The following is a 22,488-nucleotide window of genomic DNA, read 5'->3' as shown; positions in this document are numbered from 1 at the left end:
ATTTTCAATCGCTAAAATACCTTCTTCAGAAGGCATAGACTCTTGTATTGTTTTTAATTTAAATCGGATTCTGTTGGCTTCAGTATCGGGAACATGCCATAACTCTAGGGTTTGGCTCCATTTGGAACCTTCAAATTGCTTGATTCGGGCAATCAGTTCTTTGTTTTTCTCAAAAATAACAGCAATTCGGATTTCTCCGTGGTGTCGTATCAGGCGTGCATTCCATTTCATTTTGTCGGGCTTATAAAAACGTGAATATAAGAATTTTATACCGAATTCACAACCCTGTCAGCGGCGGTTACTGAGCCTGTTGAAGTATCGTAGTGGCTGAGGATCTCGAAGCCATACTAAAGTCAAAAATCCAACAATCCAACAATCCAATAATCGAACAATCTAATAATCTAACAATCCAACAATCCAAATTTCAATTTTCCGCTCTGTTGCAAGGTTTTTTTATGCCTTTCTTTGAATAGTTGTTAGTACACGGTAAATTAATACATCCACACACTTACAATTATCAAACGCACAGTAAATTATTCCCTCCGCACGCTTACAATCATCAAACGCACGATACATAATTACATCCGCACGCTTACCATTACCATCCGCACGATACATTATGTCATCCGCACGCTTACAATTATCAAACGCACGATACATTATGGCATCCGCACGCTTACAATTACCAAACGCACGATACATTATGGCATCCGCACGCTTACCATTACCATCCGCACGATACATTATGGCATCCGCACGCTTACAATTACCATCCGCACGATAAATTATTTTATCCGCACGCTCAATAGTATCAAATGCACGCTAAGTTATGGTTTCCGCACGCTACTTTTTAACTCCCATCACTCCCGTACCGCAATCCCCAACCCGATCTCATTGCATACTCCGTCAAAAACAACGAAAGTACGCAGTGAGAGTGATCCGCGTAGCCGAGGAGGAACGAATATCGATTCCTATTGCGTCATCCTCAATCGACCTAATAGGATACTCCGTTAAAAACAACGAAAGTACGCAGAGAGAGTGATCCGCGTAGCCGAGGAGGAATGACGAGCGGTTCGGGTCACGCAGCGCAGTACTGAGGTAGTTTTTAGGAGTAGACTATGCAGTCTTGATCTTTTTTGTTTCTTTTTTGTGTCAAGACAAAAAAGAAAAGACATGTCGAGAAGGCACGACGAGCGGTTTGGATCACGAAGCGCAGTACAGACTTATTTTTTAGGAGTAGACTATGTAGTCTTGACCTTTTTTGTTTCTTTTTTGTGTCAAGACAAAAAAGAAAGTACAAGTCGAGGAGGTACGACGAGGGGTTTGTATTGCAAAACAAAATAGTAAAGTAATTATTAGATTTCTATTACGTCACTCCCTTCGGCCTCAGATTCGCAGGCGAGGTTCCAATCATTGAAGAATCCGTAAAAAGAAAAGCTGTTTGAGCCTAGAGGGCGAGTTCTTTTCTTTTAGGATTCGAAATGGAATTGGACCGCCGAGAATCGCAGCCTTGACCTTTTGTTTCTTTTGTGTCAAGACAAAAGAAAAGAAACCACGACGAGCGGTTCGGGTCACGCAGCGCAGTACTGAGTTAGTTTTTAGGAGTAGACTATGCAGTCTTGACCTTTGCGGTGTCTCGTCATCAGACGAGATGTCAAGACAAATGAAAAGAAACCACTTTGCACAACGCAGTGAAGCAAATTGCATCGAGAACCTTTTTGAATTCTTCTATTAATGAACGAACTTTCAACATTCCAACGTTATAACTTTATAAACAGGGAACACCCGTCAAAGACATACCGCAAACCAATAACCATTAACAACAAACCATCAACCACCATCACTTTGCAACTTTACAACTAAATACCTATTTTTGCCATCGTTTTGAACCCGTTTCAAAAAGAACAACAACACAACAACTATGTACAAACAACTTATTCGTCCACTACTTTTCGGTTTCGATCCCGAAAAAGTGCATCACTTCACCTTTTCAGCAGTTCGTATTGCCAATAAAATTCCAGGTGTAGCGTCCTTACTTCAATCCCTATATCAAGTTAATGATCCTCGTTTGGAGCGCAAAGTCTTCGGACTAACATTCAAAAATCCGGTAGGGCTGGCAGCGGGTTTCGATAAAGATGCCAAACTGTTTCAGGAATTGTCCAACTTCGGATTCGGATTCATCGAAATTGGTACCTTAACGCCAAAAGGACAAGAAGGAAACCCTAAAAAGAGACTTTTTCGCTTATTGGAAGATTCCGCTATTATTAACCGTATGGGTTTCAATAATGGGGGTGTGCTCGAAGCAGTGGAACGACTAAAGAAGAATAATGGGGTACTTATTGGTGGTAACATCGGAAAGAATAAAGTAACGCCCAACGAAGAAGCAGTCAACGATTACGAAATATGCTTCGAAGCCTTATTCGAACATGTAGATTACTTTGTAGTGAATGTGAGTTCTCCCAATACACCGGGACTAAGAGAATTGCAGGAAAAAGAACCTTTGATTAAATTATTACAAACACTACAGGATCTGAATAGGCAAAAAGGGGGCAACTTTAGAGGAGCTAAAGGGCCAAAACCGATACTGTTAAAGATTGCGCCAGATCTTACCGATGAGCAATTACTGGATATCATCGAAATTGTCAATACCACTAAAATTGCCGGTGTAATTGCTACGAATACTACAATTTCGCGCGACGGATTACAATCTCCCAATAAAACAGAAGTGGGGGGATTGTCAGGGAAACCTTTAACGAAACGTGCAACGGAAGTAATTCGATTCCTATCCGAAAAGAGCAATCAATCATTCCCGATTATCGGTGTTGGAGGAATTCATACTGCCGAAGATGCTATAGAAAAACTGGAAGCTGGTGCGTCTTTAGTGCAGTTATATACTGGATTTATTTATGAAGGGCCGGCATTAATCAAAGCAATCAATAAAAAGATTTTAGAAAAAGCATAAATAGTTTTACTTTTGAAGTCTATGAACGCCGAAAGAATCAAACTCATCGAATGTCCCCGTGATGCTATGCAAGGCATCAAAGATTTTATCCCAACCGATAAAAAAGTACAATACATCCAATCGCTATTGCGTGTGGGGTTTGATACTATCGACTTCGGGAGCTTTGTTTCAGCGAAAGCCATTCCGCAAATGCAGGATACTGCCGAAGTATTAGCGAAACTCGATTTGTCAAAAACCGAGAGTAAGCTTTTGGCGATTATTGCCAATACGCAAGGCGCCGAGAATGCAGCCGTTCATCCCGAAATACAATACTTAGGTTTTCCTTTTTCTATTTCTGAAAACTTCCAGATGCGGAATACGCATAAAACCATTGCCGAGTCCTTGGTAACTTTAGATGAAATACTCAACATCGCCGATAAATCCAATAAGGAAGTAGTGACGTATATTTCAATGGGCTTTGGTAATCCTTATGGTGATCCTTGGAATGTGGAGATTGTAGGGGAGTGGACAGAAAAATTGGCCAACAGAGGCGTGAAGATTCTCTCGCTTTCAGATACCGTTGGTTCTTCAACTCCGGAAGTCATCGACTATTTGTTCTCTAATCTCATCCCTAAATACCCAAACATCGAATTTGGTGCTCATTTGCATACTACGCCAGACAAATGGCATGAAAAAGTAGATGCGGCCTACAAGGCAGGATGTAAACGCTTCGATGGAGCTATTCAAGGTTTTGGCGGTTGCCCAATGGCTACCGATAAATTAACAGGGAATATGCCTACAGAAAAGTTGTTGTCGTATTTCACTACACAAAAAGCTGATCATAACTTAAGTGCTATGAGTTTTGAAAGCGCGTATAACGAAGCCTTGAAGATTTTTACAGTATACCATTAATTAAAATGTTGTAGAGTTGTACTTCGACTTGATTTACTTAGTTGTAACTCTTACTTTTTTTGTAATTCTAAAAAGGAACGTTGTTGTGTTGTTTTCAATAGCTTGATTAACAATGTGTTTTGAATTTTGTTAATTACTATTTAAAAATAATCTAAATAATTTTTGTCTTATTTAGAATGAGTCTTTATCTTTGCGGCAAATTATTTTAATTCAATCTAAATAAAATACTATATGAACTTTAAAAAAGTCCTTTTAGCTTCTCTACCAGTTATGGCTTTATTCGCAACATCATGTTCAAATGATGATAACGAACAAACATTCGAATATACAGTTCCCGAAACCTATACTTTCCAAAATGAGGGTGTTACTTCTGTGTATTTTGAAGGACAAACGAATAGATTGTTAATGTTGCAGGAAATGGGTAATTATATCAGAGATAATGCTGCTGCAGGTACTGCCGTAGATGATGCTAAATTGTCGGATATGTTCACGAATACCAATACACCATTTACTAGTACCGATTTAAATAACGCTACTGATAAACAGTTGAAAAATAAAACGGCTGCTTCAAGAGACTTTTTTGTGAACTTAAAAGGTGGTGGTTCTATCGCTGAACAAACTTCAGTTAGAGGTTTCTTTGAAACACAATTTGACAATGCTGAAGCCGCAAGTCAAGGAAGTGCAGCTGCTGCAGGTGAAGCTGGTGTGTATTTAGATGGTTCTTCTAAAAGATTGTACGCGGCTAACGGTTTGGAGCCACAACAAGTATTCTTAAAAGGAATGATGGGAGCTTGTTTGTTAGATCAAGTGGTAAACAACTACTTAAGTGTAGATGTTCTTGATGAAGGGACAAACCGAAAAGACAACGATGATAAAGTGTTTATTGAGCTAAAAGACGGGGATAATATTGTTACGCATAGATACACTAAAATGGAACACCTTTGGGATGAGGCTTACGGTTACATCTACGGTGCAGGTGGTGGAAAATACTGGGATAGCTATATCAACCAAGTAAATGCTGATGCGGATTTCAATACTCTAAAAGCGGATATCAATGCGGCTTTCAGAAAAGGTAGAGCAGCTATTACTGCAGGTGATTACAAAACGCGTAACGAGCAAATCAATATCATTAAAGAAAAATTAGCTTTGGTTCCTGCGGTAAGAGCAGTATACTATTTAAAAGAAGGAAAAGCAAAATTAACTGCTGGTGATAATGGTATCAAAGCATTCCACGCTTTATCAGAAGGATATGGTTTCATCATGAGCTTACGTTATACAAACAAGCCTGGGACTAATAATCCATACATGACCAAAACCGAAGTAGATGCGATCTTAACGGAGTTAATGGCGGGTAAAGGAACAGTTGCAGATCCTAGACCAGGTCTATGGGATATTGATTACTTGAATACTCATATCGATGGTTTAGCAGAAAAAATCGCAACTAAATTCGGATTTACTGTAGCTCAGGCGCAGTCATTATAATTTCATAAATTAAAAAAAGGCAGAAGAAGTAATTCCTCTGCTTTTTTGTAACTTTGCAAAAATTTTCAAAAAATGAAAAAAATAGTAGCTTTATTCAGTTTTCTTTCTGTCATTATTGCTTGTTCTTCAGGTGATGGTGGTTCAGAATCTTCAGGCGATGGTTACAATAGAACGGATTTGCTAACAAGCTGGACTGATAATATCATCATTCCTTCGTTTGAAAATTACCAAACCAAGGTTACAACGTTACAATCTAAAGTTTCTGACTTTAATGCTGCTCCTTCTACTGCTGGATTGACAGAAGTAAGAACAGCATGGTTGGAAGCCTATAAAGCGTTTCAATATGTTTCTATCTTTGAAATTGGTAAAGCGGAAGAAATAAGCTTCGTAAGCTTCACTAATATTTATCCAACTGATGCTACGGGTATTGAAGCGAATATTGCTGCAGGAGGTTATAATTTAACTTCTTTAACTCAAATCAGTAGACAAGGTTTTCCAGCATTCGATTATATGATCAATGGCTTAGGTGCAGATGATACTGCTATCGTTGGTTTTTATACTACGAATTCAAATGCAGTGAAATACAAACAATATTTAACTGATTTGTCTGCTCGATTGAAAAGTAATGCAGATTTGTTAACTAACGATTGGAAAGGAGCTTACAGAAATACTTTCATCGCAAGTAACGGTAATACTGCAAGTAGTTCTGTAAACCGAATGGTTAATATTTTTGTAAAGAATTATGAAAAGAATGTACGTGCCGGAAAAGTAGGGATTCCTGCAGGTGTGTACTCAAGTGGTACTACATTTGCTGGTAAAGTAGAAGGATATTACAAAAATGATATTTCTAAAGTACTATTGAATGAAGGGGTAAAAGCAACTCAAGATTTCTTTAATGGTAAATACTTTGCTTCTGCAACAACAAGTCACGGTTTGAAAGCGTATTTGGATTACTTGAATGTAATGAAAAATGGTCAGAAACTAAGTGATATCATCAATAATCAGTTTACTACTATTTTCAATACAAATGCACAGCTAAACGATAGTTTCTCTGAACAAGTTACTTTGGATAACTCTAAGATGATTACTGCTTTTGACCAATTGCAATGGAATGTTGTCTATTTTAAAACCGACATGATGCCGGCTTTAAATATCACAGTGGATTATGTTGATGCTGATGGCGACTAATCATGATTGAACAGTTTAAAAATTATTTAAATACTACAACAGAAACCGCAACGCTAGCTTTTTTCAGGCTGGCGTTTGGTTTAATGATGCTTTTTAGTATTATCCGTTTTGCCTCTTACGACTGGATCGATAAATTGTACATTAAACCGCAATTCCATTTTACTTATTATGGTTTTGGTTGGGTAAAACCATTAGGGGATTTTACCTATGTTTTATTTTTTATCTGTGGCGTATCGGCACTTTTTGTTGCTATAGGTTACAAATACAAAATGGCTATAACGACGTTCTTCTTGAGTTTTACTTATATCGAACTTATCGATAAAACAACGTATCTAAATCACTACTATTTTATTTCTGTAGTGGCTTTCTTGTTGATTTTTTTGCCAGCCAATGCATCGTATTCAGTGGATGCCTATAAGCATAAGGAATTGTCATTCCAACGTGTTCCAAGATGGACCGTCGATGCTATCAAAATTATCCTGGGTATTGTCTACTTTTACGCTGGTTTAGCAAAACTCAATTCAGATTGGTTGTTGGAGGCGATGCCACTTAAAATGTGGTTACCCATGAATGCCGGAATGCCAATTGTTGGTCCGTTTTTGAAGGAAAATTGGGCGCACTATGCCTTCAGCTGGTGTGGAGCCTTATATGATTTATCCATTCCGTTTTTATTGTTGTACAGAAGAACTAGAATTTTCGGTTTTATATTGGTGGTGTTCTTCCACGTCTTTACTAAAATGCTATTCCCAATCGGGGTTTTTCCTTACGTGATGATTATCAGTACGCTTATTTTCTTTTCCTCCGATTTTCATAAAAGGGTTTTGCAAAAGATGCTAAACTGGTTGCGAATCGATGAAGGTGTATTTGAAAATGATAATGTTATACCAATAATTGCGAAACCTAAAATGTATATAGTAGCTGCATTGTTGCTAATACAGTTGGTTTTTCCATTCCGCTATCTGGCTTATCCAGATGAGTTGTTTTGGACCGAAGAAGGGTTTCGTTTCTCGTGGCGTGTAATGCTAATGGAAAAGTCGGGTTATACTCAATTTAAAGTTACCGATGCGAAAACTAAACAGACACTATTTGTAGAAAATAGCGAATTTCTAACGCCCTTTCAGGAAAAACAAATGGCTTTTCAACCTGACTTTATCTTAGAGTACGCGCATTTTTTACATGATTATTATAAAAAAATGGGGTATGCAAGCCCCGAAGTTCGTGTGGAAAGCTATGTTGCACTCAACGGACGTTTAAGCCAAAGATATATCGATCCAAATGTCGATTTGGCCAAAGAAAAAGAATCATTCAAACACAAAACGTGGATACTTCCATTTACAGATGAAATTAAAGGATTATAAATTTTTAGTTGTTCTATTGTTATTAACTTGTAAGGGATTTGCTCAAAATGCAATTTCTGGAACCGTGCTATCTTCTAATGGTTTGAAATTAGAATATGTTGAGGTTTTTGATAAGAATAGTGGTTACAAAACGAATACTGATAAAGAAGGAAATTTTGTTGTTCCTGTAAAGGATTCTAAAGAACACCAATTGGTCTTCTATAAAGACAATTTTCAAATGGTTGAAAAATCTTTTACTGCTACTTCAACTAAAAATACCGTGATCTTGGAAAAATTGACACACTTGTCAGAAGTGGTAATTAGTAAACAACGCGATAAATTCACATCCGTTCGTAAATTGAAGGATATTGAAGAAACGGCTATTTATGCTGGTAAGAAGACCGAAGTGGTGCAGGTGAATAAACTTACTGCCAACAAGGCTACTAATAATGCGCGTCAGATTTTTTCCCAAGTAGTTGGTTTGACCATCAATGAAAGTAACGATGGTGGTTTGCAGCTTTCTATAGGTGGCCGAGGATTGGATCCCAACCGAACTTCTAATTTTAATACGCGCCAGAATGATTATGATATCAGTGCAGATGTATTGGGTTATCCGGAAAGTTATTATGCAACTCCAACCGAAGCCTTGGAAGAAATTCAAATTGTACGTGGAGCAGCATCGTTGCAATATGGTACTCAGTTTGGTGGTATGGTTAACTTTAAATTAAAAAAACCCGCTCAAAAAGAAATGGAAGTAACGAGTCGTTTTACAGGTGCTACTTACGGTTTCTATTCGAATTTCACCAGCTTAAGCGGAACGAAAGGTAAATTTAGTTACTATTCTTTTTACAATTATAAGCAAGGTAATGGTTTTCGTCCGAATTCTAATTTTGATGCTAAAACATTCTTTGCTAATCTGAATTATCAGTTTACTCCAAAAACTTCATTGCATTTCGACTATACACACTTTGATTATCTCGCGAAACAGGCAGGTGGTTTAACTGATTTTATGTTCAATCAGGATCCAACTCAAAGTAATCGTTCGAGAAACTGGTTTGATATCAATTGGAATCTTTTCGCATTGCGCCTGAAACATAAATTTGATAACGATGCCGATGTTTCGGTTCAATTTTTTGGATTGGATGCGTCCAGAAAAGCATTGGGGTATCGATCAAATCGTGTCTCGAATGCGGATGTTCCAGGAACAGAACGCGATTTGATTATTGGTGAATTTGTCAATTGGGGTGTGGAAACGCGTTACTTGAAAAAATACAATCTATTGGGTAATAATAGTGCATTTTTATTGGGAGCTAAATATTATCAATCGGATAATTCCGGACTTCAAGGACCGGGAAGCTCAGGAAGCGATGCGGATTTTGAACTGGCTACCGATGAGTTTCCTTTCTACGGAACTCAATCATCCTATAAGTATCCCAATTTGAATATTGCGCTTTTTGGAGAGAATATTTTTAGACTATCTCCAGTGTTTTCAATTACGCCGGGTTTCCGTTATGAAGTGATTAAAACACAGGCTAACGGAAGCTATAGAAGAATCAATCGCGATCTAGCAGGAAATGTTATTTTGGATGAGACTTTTACTGAAAATAATGTGAAAGAGAGAAACTTCTTATTGCTGGGAGTTGGGCTAAGCTATAAACCGAAAGGGAATACAGTAGAGTTTTATGGAAATGTTTCGCAAAACTATCGTTCGGTTACGTTTAATGATATTCGAACCGCAAGTGCAGGTCAGGCTATCGATGAAAATATTACCGATGAGAAAGGATATAGTTCTGATTTCGGAGCAAGAGGTAGAATTGGTACTACAATTACGTTTGACGTAAGTGCTTTCGGATTGTATTATGATGATAAAATTGGAGAATTTGAAGCTCGGAATCCTGACGGTTCCAATACAACTGTTCGATTGAGAGATAATGTCGGAACGGGTATAACTTACGGATTAGAGTCGATTGTGAACTGGAATTTGCAAAAAACATTCTTCAAAGGAAATGAAAATTTGGCTTGGGAAATTTTCTCCAATACGTCTATAACTCAATCGGAATATTTAAAATCCGACCGACCGAATGTGAAAGGGAATAAAGTAGAATTTGTACCATTGTATAATGTTAAGATGGGTATGGGTGTTGGTTATAAAAACTTTTTAACCAGTACGCAACTAAGCTATGTGTCTTCTCAATTCACAGATGCTTACAACAGGACTACAGATCCTAATGATAACACCTATGGTATTTTCGGCGAAATCCCTTCCTATTATGTGATGGATTTTTCAGCATCGTATAAGTGGAAGCGTTTCAAATTGGAAGCAGGAATTAATAACGTAACCAATAACTGGTATTTTACAAGAAGAGCAACAGGATACCCTGGACCTGGAATCATTCCTTCAGAACCACGAGTGTTGTATACCACATTGGAATTTGTTTTTTAAAGAGAAGTTAAAACGGTTTTTCTCGTTCAGATAATTTTACTATATTTGCATGCAATTTAACTACAACTACAAATTGCAACATGAAAGCACACACTGCTAAAATTGTCGGAGAAGGTTTAACCTATGACGACGTTCTGTTGGTTCCTAACTATTCAGAAATTCTCCCTCGCGAAGTAAGTATCAAAACGAAATTCTCAAAAAACATTACATTAAATACACCTATTGTATCTGCTGCTATGGATACGGTAACTGAAAGCGCTATGGCTATTGCTATGGCTCAAGAAGGCGGTATTGGTGTGTTGCATAAAAACATGTCAATTAAAAAGCAGGCAGCTGAAGTACGCAAAGTAAAACGTGCGGAAAGCGGTATGATTATCGATCCTGTTACTTTGCCTTTGACTGCTACTGTTGGCGATGCAAAACAGGTGATGCGTGAATTTAGTATCGGCGGTATACCTGTTGTAGATGAAAGTCAAGAATTGAAAGGAATCGTTACGAATCGCGATTTGCGTTTCGAAAAGAATAATGAAAGAGCAATAACCGAAGTAATGACTTCTCAAAACCTGGTAACTGCTCCAGAAGGAACTACCTTAGCTCAAGCTGAAGAGATTCTGCAAGGCAATAAAATTGAAAAACTTCCCGTAGTTAATGCGGATTATAAATTAGTCGGTTTAATCACTTTCAGAGATATTACCAAATTAACCCAGAAACCAAATGCCAATAAAGATCAGTTCGGACGTTTGCGTGTTGCTGCTGCTTTAGGTGTTACTGCCGATGCAGTAGACAGAGCCGAAGCTTTAGTAAATGCAGGTGTAGATGCTGTAATTATTGATACAGCTCACGGACATACAAAAGGTGTGGTGGACGTATTAAAATTGGTAAAAGCTAAATTTCCTCAATTGGATGTTGTAGTGGGTAATATCGCTACTCCGGAAGCAGCTTTGTATCTAGCTGAAAATGGTGCCGATGCTGTTAAAGTGGGTATCGGACCGGGTTCTATTTGTACTACTCGTGTAGTGGCTGGTGTAGGTTTTCCTCAGTTTTCAGCGGTGTTGGAAGTGGCTGCTGCTTTACGCGGTACCGGTGTTCCTGTTATTGCTGATGGTGGTATCCGTTATACGGGTGATATTCCGAAAGCAATTGCAGCAGGTGCTGATTGTGTGATGTTGGGTTCTTTATTGGCTGGTACCAAAGAATCTCCAGGGGAAACTATAATTTTCGAAGGTAGAAAATTCAAATCGTACCGTGGAATGGGTTCTGTAGAAGCGATGAAAGAAGGTTCAAAAGATCGTTATTTCCAAGATGTGGAAGACGATGTGAAAAAACTAGTTCCGGAAGGTATCGTTGGTCGGGTTCCTTACAAAGGAGAATTGAACGAAAGTATGTTGCAGTTTGTTGGCGGACTTCGTGCCGGAATGGGGTATTGTGGTGCTAAAGACATCGAAACATTACAAACTACAGGTCGTTTCGTTAGAATCACTGCTAGCGGAATTGGTGAAAGCCATCCGCATAACGTGACCATTACAAAAGAAGCACCTAATTATTCAAGATAATATTTGTAAGCTATTCATACCAAAAGGGATTCGTTGAACGAATCCCTTTTTTTATGTTTTTTTCAAATGGAGGAAATTGCCTTTTTCTTGTTCAGATAAATGACAACAAGTAGGCTGATGCCAATTAAAGTGGCTAATACAATACTTGGCTTGAAATAATTTGGTAGTAAATAACCATTGGTAAATGCGGCCGAAATTAGAAATGACGGTAGTAATAACAACGTTTGGGTTAAAGCCAGATACTTGGGATTGGTATTTTTGGTGACAACAGAAAGAAGAATTGGGCTTATTAGGTTTTCAGCCAATGTTATCAATAAACTTGATGCAATAAGATCGGGAATGTTTTCTCCGATAAATGCATATACAGACATTGCGATTGCGACGAATAGGAAGCCGATACTTAATTTTATTTTAGAATCTAAATAATAAAAGGACCAAATAACACTAAAGAAGATTCCAACAGGTAGTATAAATACGGTATTAATACTGTAGATATAGGCAAATTCATTAAATGTTGAAGTATTTCTTAGGTTACTTATGATTTCATAAAATCGATCACTATAGGTATTGTATAAATACCAAAATGAAATCGATAGGAAGACTGAAAATAATATACGCAAAGCTTTTTTGTTAGTATCGCTTGGAATTAATACGAATTGCTGTTCGTTGTTTTTTGAATCAATGCAAAATGAAATAATGATGGAAACCAACATGAAAATTGAGCTGGTTATTAAACCCAATAGGTAATTGTTTGATACAATCATCATTAGGAGGTATGCTCCTAGTATTGCGCCAATATTGATGGAGGTGTAAAAGGAGGTAAAGGCACCATCCATGATTGCCTTTTTGTTGTGATACAGTTTTCCAAATTGGGCAAGTAAATTGGGTGAAAATAAGCCTGAACCTAATGATAATAAACCTAAGCCAAGGTATAGCCCCAGAGATGTTGGAACCAAGAGTACCAAAGTTCCAATCAATTGTAAGCAACCCCCAATAAGTTGCGCTCTTCTGTTTCCGATCAATAAATCACCTAAAAGTGCTCCTAAAATTTGAGATATAATGATGCTAGAGGCAAAGATGCCGTAGATTTTTACTGCTTCATCTTGATGTAGATGTAAGTTTTCTAACATATATAAGACCAAAAAGCTTCTGATTCCATAATAAGAAGTTCTTTCAAAAACTTTGGATAGCATATATAAATAGGATTCTTTGGAGTGGCTTTGGTCTTTTGATAGGGTTTTCATAGTATGAAATGGATTGGATTCAAATATAGGAGTTTATTATCTGAAAAAGAAAATACGGTTGTTTTGCATTGCTTAATTCTTATTTTTTCAATTATTAATTTTTGATACCCTATTTTTTAACGGGGTAAATCTTTAAAATAATAAAAGTACAATTGTAATTAGGTTGTTTTTGATGGGTGTAATATATTTAAAATGATTTTTAAATGTTTTGCCTATGAAAAGAAAGTTTTTTTTAGCTTTTGTTCTAGTAACATTGGCGTTCGTCTCTTTGTTGGTTGATTTTGAATCATCTAACACGATCAATTCCACTAAAGTACAATTTGACAGCGGTGATACGGCTTGGATGATTGTCGCTACTGCATTGGTCTTATTAATGACTCCAGGCTTAGGGTTTTTCTACGGCGGAATGGTCGGAAAGAAAAATGTGATTAGTACGATGCTCCAAAGTTTTATGGCTATGGTGATCGTGAGTATTTTGTGGGTTATTGTTGGTTACGGATTATCATTTGGCGATTCATGGTACGGTATCGTAGGAAATCCATTGGATAATTTATTCTTTAATAATGTTGGGATAAACTCCTCTTGGGGATTGGCACCCACTATTCCGTTGCTTTTGTTTGCTTTATTTCAAGCGAAGTTTGCCATTATTACACCGGCTTTGATAACAGGTGCTTTTGCCGAACGAATTCGGTTCTGGGCGTATTTACTCTTTATGGTTTTGTTCATCTTATTGGTTTATGCTCCTCTAACGCACTGTGCGTGGCATCCTGACGGACTTTTCTTTAACATGGGTGTACTTGATTTTGCAGGAGGTGTGGCTGTTCACATGAGCGCCGGATGGGCTGCATTAGCCGGAGCCATGTTCTTAGGGAAACGTAAAAATCCTAAAAATAATCCAGCACGAATAACCTATGTTCTTTTAGGTACAGGCTTACTATGGTTTGGATGGTTCGGATTCAACGCTGGTTCTGCAATGGGAGCTAATCCATTGGCGGTTCAGGCATTGTCAACAACCACGGTAGCAGCTGCAACTGCTTCCATGACCTGGGTTTTCTTCGATAAAATACTCGGACATAAACTATCCGCTATGGGAGCCTGTATCGGTGCTGTTGTAGGCTTAGTAGCCATTACTCCGGCAGCTGGATTTGTTAGTATTCCTCATGCCATATTCATCGGTTTGATTAGTAGTATAGTGAGTAATATAGTGGTTCTAAAATTCCCTAAAGGAAAGATAGATGATGCACTGGATGTGTTCAGTTGTCATGGAGTAGGTGGTATGGTGGGAATGGTGCTTACTGGAGTCTTCGCATCGAAGAAAATCAATCCCGCAATTGAATACGAAGGGTTGTTCTTCGGTGAAACGAAATTATTTGTCAATCATCTAATTGTGTTGGTCATCGTTGCTGTTTTCTCTTTTGTGATGTCGTATTTGTTGTTTTTTGTAGTCAATAAAATTACGCCATTAAGAGTGAGTGAAGACAAAGAAGAACTTGGTTTGGATATCACACAACATGGAGAATATTTGTAAGTGCGCTATAACAGAAAATCCACAATTGTAGTTGTGGATTTTTAGCTTAATTACTTCTTTGACACAGAAAATTAAGGACTCAATACCTTGTAGCCGGGTATCGAAAAAATTAGTGTTACTATTTATACGCTTATTGCAATAGTCAAATCAATCAGGAATGCACTTAACCGCTGCTTTCCTACAATAAAAGTAGCAACTTTATGATGTAGTATTGTACGGTTTTTCCTTTTAAAATGTTAAACTTATTGATTGTTTTTCAGGGAGTTAGTTTAAAAAGAAATCCCGCTAAGGATATTAGCGGGATTTTGTATTGTATAAAAAAGGATTAAATTCCTAAATAATTACTGGGTGTGATTACTTTCAATTCTGCTTTGATGCTATCGGAAACCTGCAGGGTTTCAATAAATGCATGAATCGATTCTTTGTTGATGACCGAATTCGTTCTGGTCAAATCTTTCAAAGCCTCATACGGATTAGGATAACCTTCTCTTCTTAGAATGGTTTGAATCGCCTCGGCAACTACTGCCCAGTTTTTCTCTAAGTCTTCAGCAAACTTCTCTTCGTTTAGTAATAACTTGTTCAATCCTTTTAAAGTCGCTTCAAAAGCAATGATGGTATGCCCCATTGGAACTCCAATGTTTCTCAATACAGTACTGTCAGTCAAATCACGTTGCAATCTCGAAATAGGCAATTTCGCCGATAAATGTTCGAAGATCGCATTGGCAATTCCTAAATTCCCTTCCGAGTTTTCAAAATCAATCGGGTTAACTTTATGTGGCATCGCAGAAGATCCAATCTCTCCGGCTTTGATTTTCTGTTTGAAATAATCCATCGAAACATACGTCCAGATATCTCTGTCCAAATCAATCAAAATCGTATTGATACGCTTCAATGCATCAAAAAAGGCAGCAAAATGATCGTAATGTTCAATCTGTGTTGTAGGGAACGAATGGTGTAATCCTAATACTTCTTCAACGAATTGCGTTCCGAAAGCCTTCCAGTCGTTCGAAGGATAGGCTACTTTGTGTGCGTTGTAGTTTCCGGTAGCACCACCAAACTTAGCACCGAACGGAATGTTATACAACAAACGCATTTGTTCTTCCAAACGCTCCACAAATACCAAAATTTCTTTTCCTAAACGAGTAGGAGAGGCCGGTTGCCCGTGCGTTCTGGCTAGCATTGGAATGTTTGCCCATTCTACACTTAATTCTTTCAGTTTGGAAACTACATTCATCAACGAAGGAAGGTATACTTTTTCATAAGCTTCTTTTGTCGATAATGGAATAGCAGTATTGTTGATGTCTTGTGAGGTTAGTCCGAAGTGGATAAACTCTTTGTATTGTTGTAAACCTAAAGTGTCAAATTTTGATTTGATGAAGTATTCAACTGCTTTAACGTCGTGATTGGTTGTTTTCTCCGTTTCTTTAATCCATAACGCATCTTCGGTTGAAAAATCTTCATAGATCTTTCTCAAATCGGCATACAAACTTTTTGCCACACCACTTAGTTGTGGAATACCGGCATCGCAAAGCGCAATGAAATATTCTACTTCAACCAATACGCGGTATTTGATTAACGCTTCTTCAGAAAAATAAGGGGAAAGTGAAACAGTTTTAGTTCTATAACGACCATCAATAGGCGAAATAGCATTCAATTCAGTTAGTTGCATTGTGTTGTGTGTTGTTTAAGAAAGCGCAAAAATAGTTATAAGTTATGAGTTATAAGTTATGAGTTGTTATTTTTTTGTTAGTATTTAGTCCTTAGTTCTTAGTCGATAGTGCATGGTAATTATTCTTCAATAATGAATTTTTATTCCATAAAATGATGAAACAAATTTCTTGTGATGAAATTATTTGCCTTGTTAAGAAACGCTAAGCGCTATTTGCTAAGCGCTAAAGACTATTCACTCACAACTCATAACTTATAACTCATAATTTATAACTCCTAACTTTCTCCATCCCTTCACTTGCACTCATCGCTAGTACTTTCAGTGGATTGGCCAAATCGTAAATGGTGGCGGGTTTCGGGTCGATATAATACACCGGAACATGGGGTGGTGCATAGTGCATCAATCCGGCGGCAGGATATACCTGTAAGGAAGTACCAATGATTATTACTACGTCTGCCTCTTCCATCATGGGAATGGCGTCTTCAATGGCAGGAACCGCTTCACCAAACCAAACAATGTGGGGTCGTAATTGGTGACCGTTAGCATCGGTTTCGCCCAAATGCAAATCTTCGGTCCAATCCAGTATATACTGTTCATCAGCAACACTTCGTACTTTGGTCAGTTCGCCATGCAAATGCAAAATGGTGGTGCTTCCTGCTTTTTCGTGCAGGTTGTCTACGTTTTGGGTGATAATCTGTACTTCGTATTCTTGTTCCATTTCGGCTAGAATCTCGTGTCCGCGATTGGGTTTTACTTCCTTCAACTGTGCTCTGCGCTTATTGTAAAAATCCAAGACTAAGGCCGGATTTTTGCGCCAGCCTTCGGGCGAAGCCACTTCCATGATATCGTGGTTTTCCCATAATCCGTTCGAATCTCTAAACGTATTGATACCACTTTCGGCACTCATGCCGGCTCCGGTTAAAACTACTATTTTCTTTTTCATATTTACTATTTTGGGCGTGTCCCTGCGGGTCAGGCTATGCGCTGCAAGTCCTCGTTCGTTCCTCACTGTGGGCTTTCCGCTTAACTTGTCTCGTCCTCAGACGAGATCCTTCACGCAATTTACTCAAAATAGTAGTAGGGTAACGTGAACTATAAACTAAAAGATGTGAACTAGTTATTAAGTAACGTGAACTATAAACTAAAAGATGAGAACTAGTTATTAAGTAATGTGAACTATAAACTAAAAGATGAGAACTAGTTACTAAGTAACGTGAACTATAAACTAAAAGATGTGAACTAGTTATTAAGTAACGTGAACTATAAACTAAAAGATGAGAACTAGTTATTAAGTAACGTGAACTATAAACTAAAAGATGTGAACTAGTTACTTAGTTTGGTGAACTACGAATCGAGTTTGGTGAACTCGTTACTTAATTAGGTGAACTCGTTATTAAGTAAGTAGAACTCCTTTTTAGTGCTCTACTGTAATAACAAAACGATTGTGAGGTGCTGTATTGGTTTCGTTGAAGTCACTGCATTTTTTGCCTTCTCTGGCGGTTGGGCAGGCCGCTACTTTCAAAGTATCTATTCCTTTGGAAACCGCACTAAACGTATATACCATTGTTCCTCCCGCTCCAACATAACCCAATGATTCATTCCAACTGGGATGGTATTCGGATTGGATTAATTGAACATGTTTGAAATGCTGTTCGTTGATCCAACAATTGGAATAACCTGTCGATCCATTGGTGATTAATTCTATTTGGAATGTTTCTCCAATACTACAGTTTTTTTCTCCGTTTTCACCTGGCTTGTAGTAGTCTTTAGTTGTCCAAAAATGGATAGTAAGTACAACAGCAAGTACAGTTAGGGTTATAATACCGAACCATTTTATTGTTTTGTTCACTTTTTACGCTTTATTTTGCCGAAAATACATAAATACCATTCAAAATGCAATCGTTATTCCAGGACGAAAACTATTTACGTTATTTAGAAGGTTTCATCACCGAAAGCCGCAAAGAGGGTTTTTTGAGAGTCTTATCACAGCGCACCAAACATTTTACTGTTGTTTGTGAAGATGTGTACCAATTGCACAATACAAGTGCCGTAATGCGCAGTTGTGAAGTGTTCGGGATTCAGGAATTGCATGTGGTAGAACAGCGATTTGGAAAAGCCATCGATAAGGAAATTGCATTGGGCGCCGAAAAATGGGTAGACATTCACCGTTTTGGGAACAATCAGGATTGTATTACCAATTTAAAAGAAAGAGGATATCAAATCATAGCCACTACACCGCACGAAAACGACTGTTTGCTGGAAGACTTTGACATTTCAAAACCTTCGGCTTTGTTTTTCGGAACCGAACGTCATGGTTTGTCCGATGAGGTGCTGTCGCAAGCGGATGGTTTTATGAAAATCCCAATGGTGGGCTTCACCGAAAGTTTGAACATCTCCGTTTCAGCGGCCATAATACTCCAGAATGTATCAACCCGATTGCGTCATTCCGATATACCATGGCAACTCACCGAAGCCGAATTGATGGAAAAACGCATCGATTGGACCCGAAAATCCATCAAAGACATTGATTTTATTACCCAGAAGTATTTGGAGTCGTTACACAGCCAAAAGTAGTTGTCTATTAGTTTTTAAAATATTCAACGCCATTTTCTCCTACAAAACCAATAGTTCCATCAGGATTCTTTACTTTAAATACGGTAAAATTCCACGCCCTAGAAATTGGTATTGAATGGTATTCTAGGATATCGGTATATTTGGCTGGGATGTATTTGTAGTAATTGTTAAAGTAAAAGATGCCTTTTTTGCCCGATTGTACAAAGACAAAGTTGGATACCTTTCTATCGTAGTACAAATCATCAATAGCAAAGGTGTTGATTTTCTCAAAGCGATTGTTTAATACTGTTATTTCATTGTTTTTGATTGCTTTAAAATAGATTTTTTCAAGCAAGAATGTTTCAATGTTGTCGTATTCGACAGCTAGTACTAACGCTTCTTTTTCGATATCAAAAACGCCTACTTTGTTGTTTGAATATACCAAATAGAAATTCGAATTTCTTACACTTTCTATTTTGTCATACTGTTTGAATAGTCGTTTTTCGTCATGGGAGTTCAAACCTCTTATATCGATATCGGAAATTGTTTTCGTTAATACAACGTCATCTTCTTCGTTCGTTTGGCTTTTTGCCATTACCATTTGATCCTCGATATAGCCTTCTTTCTGATCGGCATCTTGATAATACCATTTGAACTTCAAATGGGTTTTGATTAGAGTATCGTATCGGCTATCTCGATGTAAGGTAATGTACTGAATTGGTACGATAGTCTTATTAAAGTAATTGACTACGCCGAATTTGTTGTCTTTTTTGACAATTACACGCCCCTCAATATCCGGAAATAACTCGTCGTATTCGGGTAAGGATTTCTCTTTTTCACTAAAGCAAAACCCCATTTTGTTGTTTTTGTACAATTCAATCATCTTACTGTTATAAGGATTGATTTTGACGAAATCATAGGCTTTGGTTGGTGCTAGTACTAATTGATTCTTTTGATCAACCACAAAGAATTCATTGTTTTTTTTGGCAACAAATCTTCCCAAGTTGAATTCAAAAATAGAATAGTTCATATCGACTAACTCATCAAAATAAGGAGCAACAATTGTTTTTCCGAGGGTATCGCAAAATCCCCATTTGTTCCCGTCACGGTAAGGAATTATTGGGCGGGTTTTTATTTGTGCCAATAGCAATGATGTAAATAATAAGGTAAATACGACTGTGAATTTTTTGAACATTTGGATTATAACTATGAAAAAAAGGTTGATTTAACTCTAATTAATCTCTTCTTTATGCCATGCATTAGAAGGAAATAGCAATGCTTTGAGATATTGTGTATTTCTTTCCGTGTTTTATAAATGTGTTACCTTCCGAAAGTATCATAATTCTCTTCAGCATATTTCTCAAAACGCTGTAATAATTTGATGTTTTGTTTTTCAATTACCGTTAATTCGTTGGCTACATCATCAGAAACCGGTACGTACCAGTCTACCGGATCAAAGAACTGACGGTAGGTTTTCTTTTTGAACGTATAACCATGACGTGCAAAAATAGTATTGCGTAGGATTTCCAGTTCCAATTTTTTAAGATTCTTTACATCGCTTTCTTTTAAGAGCGTAGTGGAGGAGTTTAATTTGGTTACAATATCCGACGCCGTTCTGTAGAGTTGATCTTCATAGGTTTCTTTTTCGCCATCTTCCGTTTCATATTCAACCGTGTCTATTTTCATCGAATATTGGTCCATGAATTGTGTGTAGTCTTCATCATTAGGTAACATCAGATTCGGATTGTAGGCAAATTTTTGTTTGGTCAGTTTGTAGACTCTTTTTTTAACAACTGCTTTTGGGTTATTAGGAATCCATTCTCCTGCAAGGGTGTCATTTTTAATGGTAAAGGTAAATACACCGTCACGTTTGCTATCACCGGGTTCTTTCAGCAGGAACTTAAATTCACCCAAATCGACTACATTGACTTCACCAGTTAAAACGCGATTGTTTCCGGCTACTAAATTATGTCCGATTACTTGATTGCCCACAATGTTTTTGATAACAATGTTGATTTTATTGGAGTGAACGAATTCGCCCACCGTGTCGTATTCTTCAGCAATGAAATCGCCCACCCAGTTGCCATACAGTTCTTTGAATTGTTCGGCATCTTTGACAACGGTTTCTTTTTGTGCCAATGGTTTTTCAGCTTCTTTTTTACAAGAAACCAAGACAGCAAAAAGTGCGGAAACAACAAGTAGTTTTTTCATATTTTAAATCTTTTAAAGAGATAGAATTCTATAATTAGTAGGTTCGGTATCCATCCCAACCACGCAATGATTTGGTAGACATCCATGGGGGAAGGTTGGAACAAATATACCAAAATAACTTTCCATAAACGTAGGGTAATTGCCGAACAGGTTAAAGCAAAGCTGCGGTACATGAATTTTTGATGTGCTGCGATATTTCTTTGTTGGATGGAAGTGAATGCTTTCAGCGTGAAATAAAACCACAAAACGGCTAACAACACAAACGATATTTTGGAAATGAGTCCGCCATTGGCAAAACAACCAATAAATAAACCTGAAGGTGCCGCAAACAATAGAATGGTTCCCACGTATAGTTTGCCCATCCAACGGTGAATGCGAGGTTTTGTATTGAGTAGGTTGTTGTTGAATTGTGTAAATCCTGCCAACAGGCAAAATACCGAGGTCAATACATGTGCATAGAATATCGGAAGATATAAGGGAACGCCTAAAACTTCGGTTTGTTTGATATTCAGGAAAGCCACTTGAGCACTTAGGGGTATGTATTTGAGTGTAATTTCCAGCATTAACCAGAAAAAGTAACCAAACAGTACCAGCCAGAGAAGACTCTTATAATGACGGATTAGTTGCAAGAAACCGACTTATTTTTTCTTGAGTACTTTGTATTCTTCGTAGCATCCACTTACGGCATCCAAAACCTGAAGGTCATTGGCGCTTTTCATGAACGCTTCAGAATAGTTACAACGCGTTAAGATTTCTTGTAATTCCTTTTCGTTGATTCCTAACATCGCGTAAATGGTTTGACGGTCATACGTTGTTTGTAGTATTGTGCGTAGATTGTCGTCTTTCTTTAATTCACGTAGTTTTTTCAATTCCTTCGGTTTTTTACCAAAGAAATTATACAAGGCATCGGCAGGATTGAATAAGGAGCCCATTACACGGGAGAAGGCATTGGGAGAGTTTTCACCACCTTCATATCTTTTGGTTAAACCGGCAATAGAATACCAGTAATTTTCTCGTTCCGGGATTAGTTTGGCATCCACTTCCAGATAACCGGTCAATGTATAAGGAGCTATGACAATCTCCTGTAGAGCATAGGCTTTTTCGATTAGTGTAATTCGCGAAGTACGGTTTTTTATCCAATCGTTGGTAACTCTAACTTCTATAGACTGGAAGCCTAAGCAGGAAATTAATAGTATGTCGTTAACATCGGCATTGATTTCGAAATTACCATCATTATCCGAAATGGCTCCTCTTACTTTATTGGTGTTAACAATGTTCGCATTACTTATGGGAACTAAGGTGTTGTCGTTTATAATGGTTCCTTTAACGGTTGTTTCTTGAGAGAATACCGGGGAGAAAAGTAGGGTCAAAAAGAAAACTACAAAATATTTCATACTGATTTTTAGAAGTTCTAAAAGTACTAGATA

Annotated in this window: 17 protein-coding genes and 1 pseudogene; 9 read left to right on the top strand and 9 right to left on the bottom strand. The window is 37.7% G+C overall.

Annotation, left to right across the window (positions count from 1 at the left end):
- Positions 1-231 (bottom strand): annotated as a pseudogene (locus ACS8MM_RS16315) (integrase); the annotation flags it as partial.
- 1,690 nt (positions 232-1,921) lie between these two features.
- Here ACS8MM_RS16315 and ACS8MM_RS16310 point away from each other — a divergent pair.
- The 7 genes from ACS8MM_RS16310 to guaB all read left to right on the top strand — a co-directional run bounded on the left by ACS8MM_RS16310 (position 1,922) and on the right by guaB (position 11,856).
- Positions 1,922-2,962, top strand: a complete 1,041-nt coding sequence (locus ACS8MM_RS16310; protein WP_379719248.1) for a quinone-dependent dihydroorotate dehydrogenase — start codon at positions 1,922-1,924, stop codon at positions 2,960-2,962.
- A 21-nt stretch (positions 2,963-2,983) separates the two neighbouring features.
- Complete coding sequence (locus ACS8MM_RS16305; RefSeq protein WP_379719251.1) at positions 2,984-3,853, top strand: hydroxymethylglutaryl-CoA lyase; 870 nt, start codon at positions 2,984-2,986, stop codon at positions 3,851-3,853.
- Between the two features lie 231 nt (positions 3,854-4,084).
- Positions 4,085-5,335, top strand: a complete 1,251-nt coding sequence (locus ACS8MM_RS16300) for a DUF4856 domain-containing protein (RefSeq protein ID WP_379719245.1) — start codon at positions 4,085-4,087, stop codon at positions 5,333-5,335.
- Between the two features lie 72 nt (positions 5,336-5,407).
- Complete coding sequence (locus ACS8MM_RS16295) at positions 5,408-6,523, top strand: imelysin family protein (protein WP_379719242.1); 1,116 nt, start codon at positions 5,408-5,410, stop codon at positions 6,521-6,523.
- Between the two features lie 2 nt (positions 6,524-6,525).
- Positions 6,526-7,881, top strand: coding sequence for an HTTM domain-containing protein (locus ACS8MM_RS16290; protein ID WP_379719239.1), 1,356 nt, complete (start codon positions 6,526-6,528; stop codon positions 7,879-7,881).
- Complete coding sequence (locus ACS8MM_RS16285; RefSeq protein ID WP_379719236.1) at positions 7,862-10,303, top strand: TonB-dependent receptor domain-containing protein; 2,442 nt, start codon at positions 7,862-7,864, stop codon at positions 10,301-10,303. The genes ACS8MM_RS16290 and ACS8MM_RS16285 overlap by 20 nt, the downstream gene beginning before the upstream one ends.
- Positions 10,304-10,383: 80 nt before the next feature.
- Entirely contained in the window at positions 10,384-11,856 is a 1,473-nt protein-coding gene (gene guaB, locus ACS8MM_RS16280; protein WP_379719233.1) for an IMP dehydrogenase, read from the top strand.
- Positions 11,857-11,918: 62 nt separating this feature from the next.
- Here the strand turns inward: guaB and ACS8MM_RS16275 are convergent, their stop codons facing one another.
- A complete protein-coding gene (locus ACS8MM_RS16275; RefSeq protein WP_379719230.1) occupies positions 11,919-13,100 on the bottom strand; it encodes an MFS transporter in 1,182 nt (393 codons plus the stop codon).
- Positions 13,101-13,314: 214 nt separating this feature from the next.
- Here ACS8MM_RS16275 and ACS8MM_RS16270 point away from each other — a divergent pair, with 214 nt between their 5' ends.
- Entirely contained in the window at positions 13,315-14,628 is a 1,314-nt protein-coding gene (locus ACS8MM_RS16270) for an ammonium transporter (RefSeq protein WP_379719227.1), read from the top strand.
- Positions 14,629-14,953: 325 nt separating this feature from the next.
- Here the strand turns inward: ACS8MM_RS16270 and purB are convergent, their stop codons facing one another.
- The 3 genes from purB to ACS8MM_RS16255 form a co-directional block, all read right to left on the bottom strand.
- Positions 14,954-16,297 (bottom strand): adenylosuccinate lyase, encoded by a 1,344-nt coding sequence (gene purB / locus ACS8MM_RS16265; RefSeq protein WP_379719224.1) that lies wholly within the window; start codon positions 16,295-16,297, stop codon positions 14,954-14,956.
- A gap of 259 nt (positions 16,298-16,556) precedes the next feature.
- Entirely contained in the window at positions 16,557-17,240 is a 684-nt protein-coding gene (locus ACS8MM_RS16260; RefSeq protein WP_379719221.1) for an SIR2 family NAD-dependent protein deacylase, read from the bottom strand.
- Positions 17,241-17,711: 471 nt separating this feature from the next.
- Complete coding sequence (locus ACS8MM_RS16255; RefSeq protein WP_379719218.1) at positions 17,712-18,146, bottom strand: protease inhibitor I42 family protein; 435 nt, start codon at positions 18,144-18,146, stop codon at positions 17,712-17,714.
- Between the two features lie 44 nt (positions 18,147-18,190).
- Between ACS8MM_RS16255 and ACS8MM_RS16250 the strand changes: the two genes are divergently transcribed.
- Entirely contained in the window at positions 18,191-18,871 is a 681-nt protein-coding gene (locus ACS8MM_RS16250; protein ID WP_379719215.1) for a TrmH family RNA methyltransferase, read from the top strand.
- 7 nt (positions 18,872-18,878) lie between these two features.
- Here ACS8MM_RS16250 and ACS8MM_RS16245 read toward each other — a convergent pair whose 3' ends face one another.
- The 4 genes from ACS8MM_RS16245 to ACS8MM_RS16230 all read right to left on the bottom strand — a co-directional run bounded on the left by ACS8MM_RS16245 (position 18,879) and on the right by ACS8MM_RS16230 (position 22,455).
- The gene (locus ACS8MM_RS16245) at positions 18,879-20,045 is read right to left on the bottom strand and encodes a WG repeat-containing protein (protein WP_379719212.1); all 1,167 of its coding nucleotides are present in this window, start codon (positions 20,043-20,045) and stop codon (positions 18,879-18,881) included.
- A gap of 125 nt (positions 20,046-20,170) precedes the next feature.
- Positions 20,171-21,061 (bottom strand): YARHG domain-containing protein, encoded by an 891-nt coding sequence (locus ACS8MM_RS16240; RefSeq protein ID WP_379719209.1) that lies wholly within the window; start codon positions 21,059-21,061, stop codon positions 20,171-20,173.
- Positions 21,058-21,624, bottom strand: coding sequence for a DUF2306 domain-containing protein (locus ACS8MM_RS16235; RefSeq protein ID WP_379719206.1), 567 nt, complete (start codon positions 21,622-21,624; stop codon positions 21,058-21,060). The genes ACS8MM_RS16240 and ACS8MM_RS16235 overlap by 4 nt, the downstream gene beginning before the upstream one ends.
- Positions 21,625-21,699: 75 nt before the next feature.
- Entirely contained in the window at positions 21,700-22,455 is a 756-nt protein-coding gene (locus ACS8MM_RS16230; RefSeq protein WP_379719203.1) for a carboxypeptidase-like regulatory domain-containing protein, read from the bottom strand.
- Between the last annotated feature and the right edge of the window lie 33 nt (positions 22,456-22,488).

This window comes from Flavobacterium sp. MAHUQ-57, assembly GCF_051908335.1.
Lineage (GTDB): Bacteria > Bacteroidota > Bacteroidia > Flavobacteriales > Flavobacteriaceae > Flavobacterium.
Note: the sequence above shows the minus strand (reverse complement) of the source record. Positions and strands in the feature narration are given on the sequence as shown.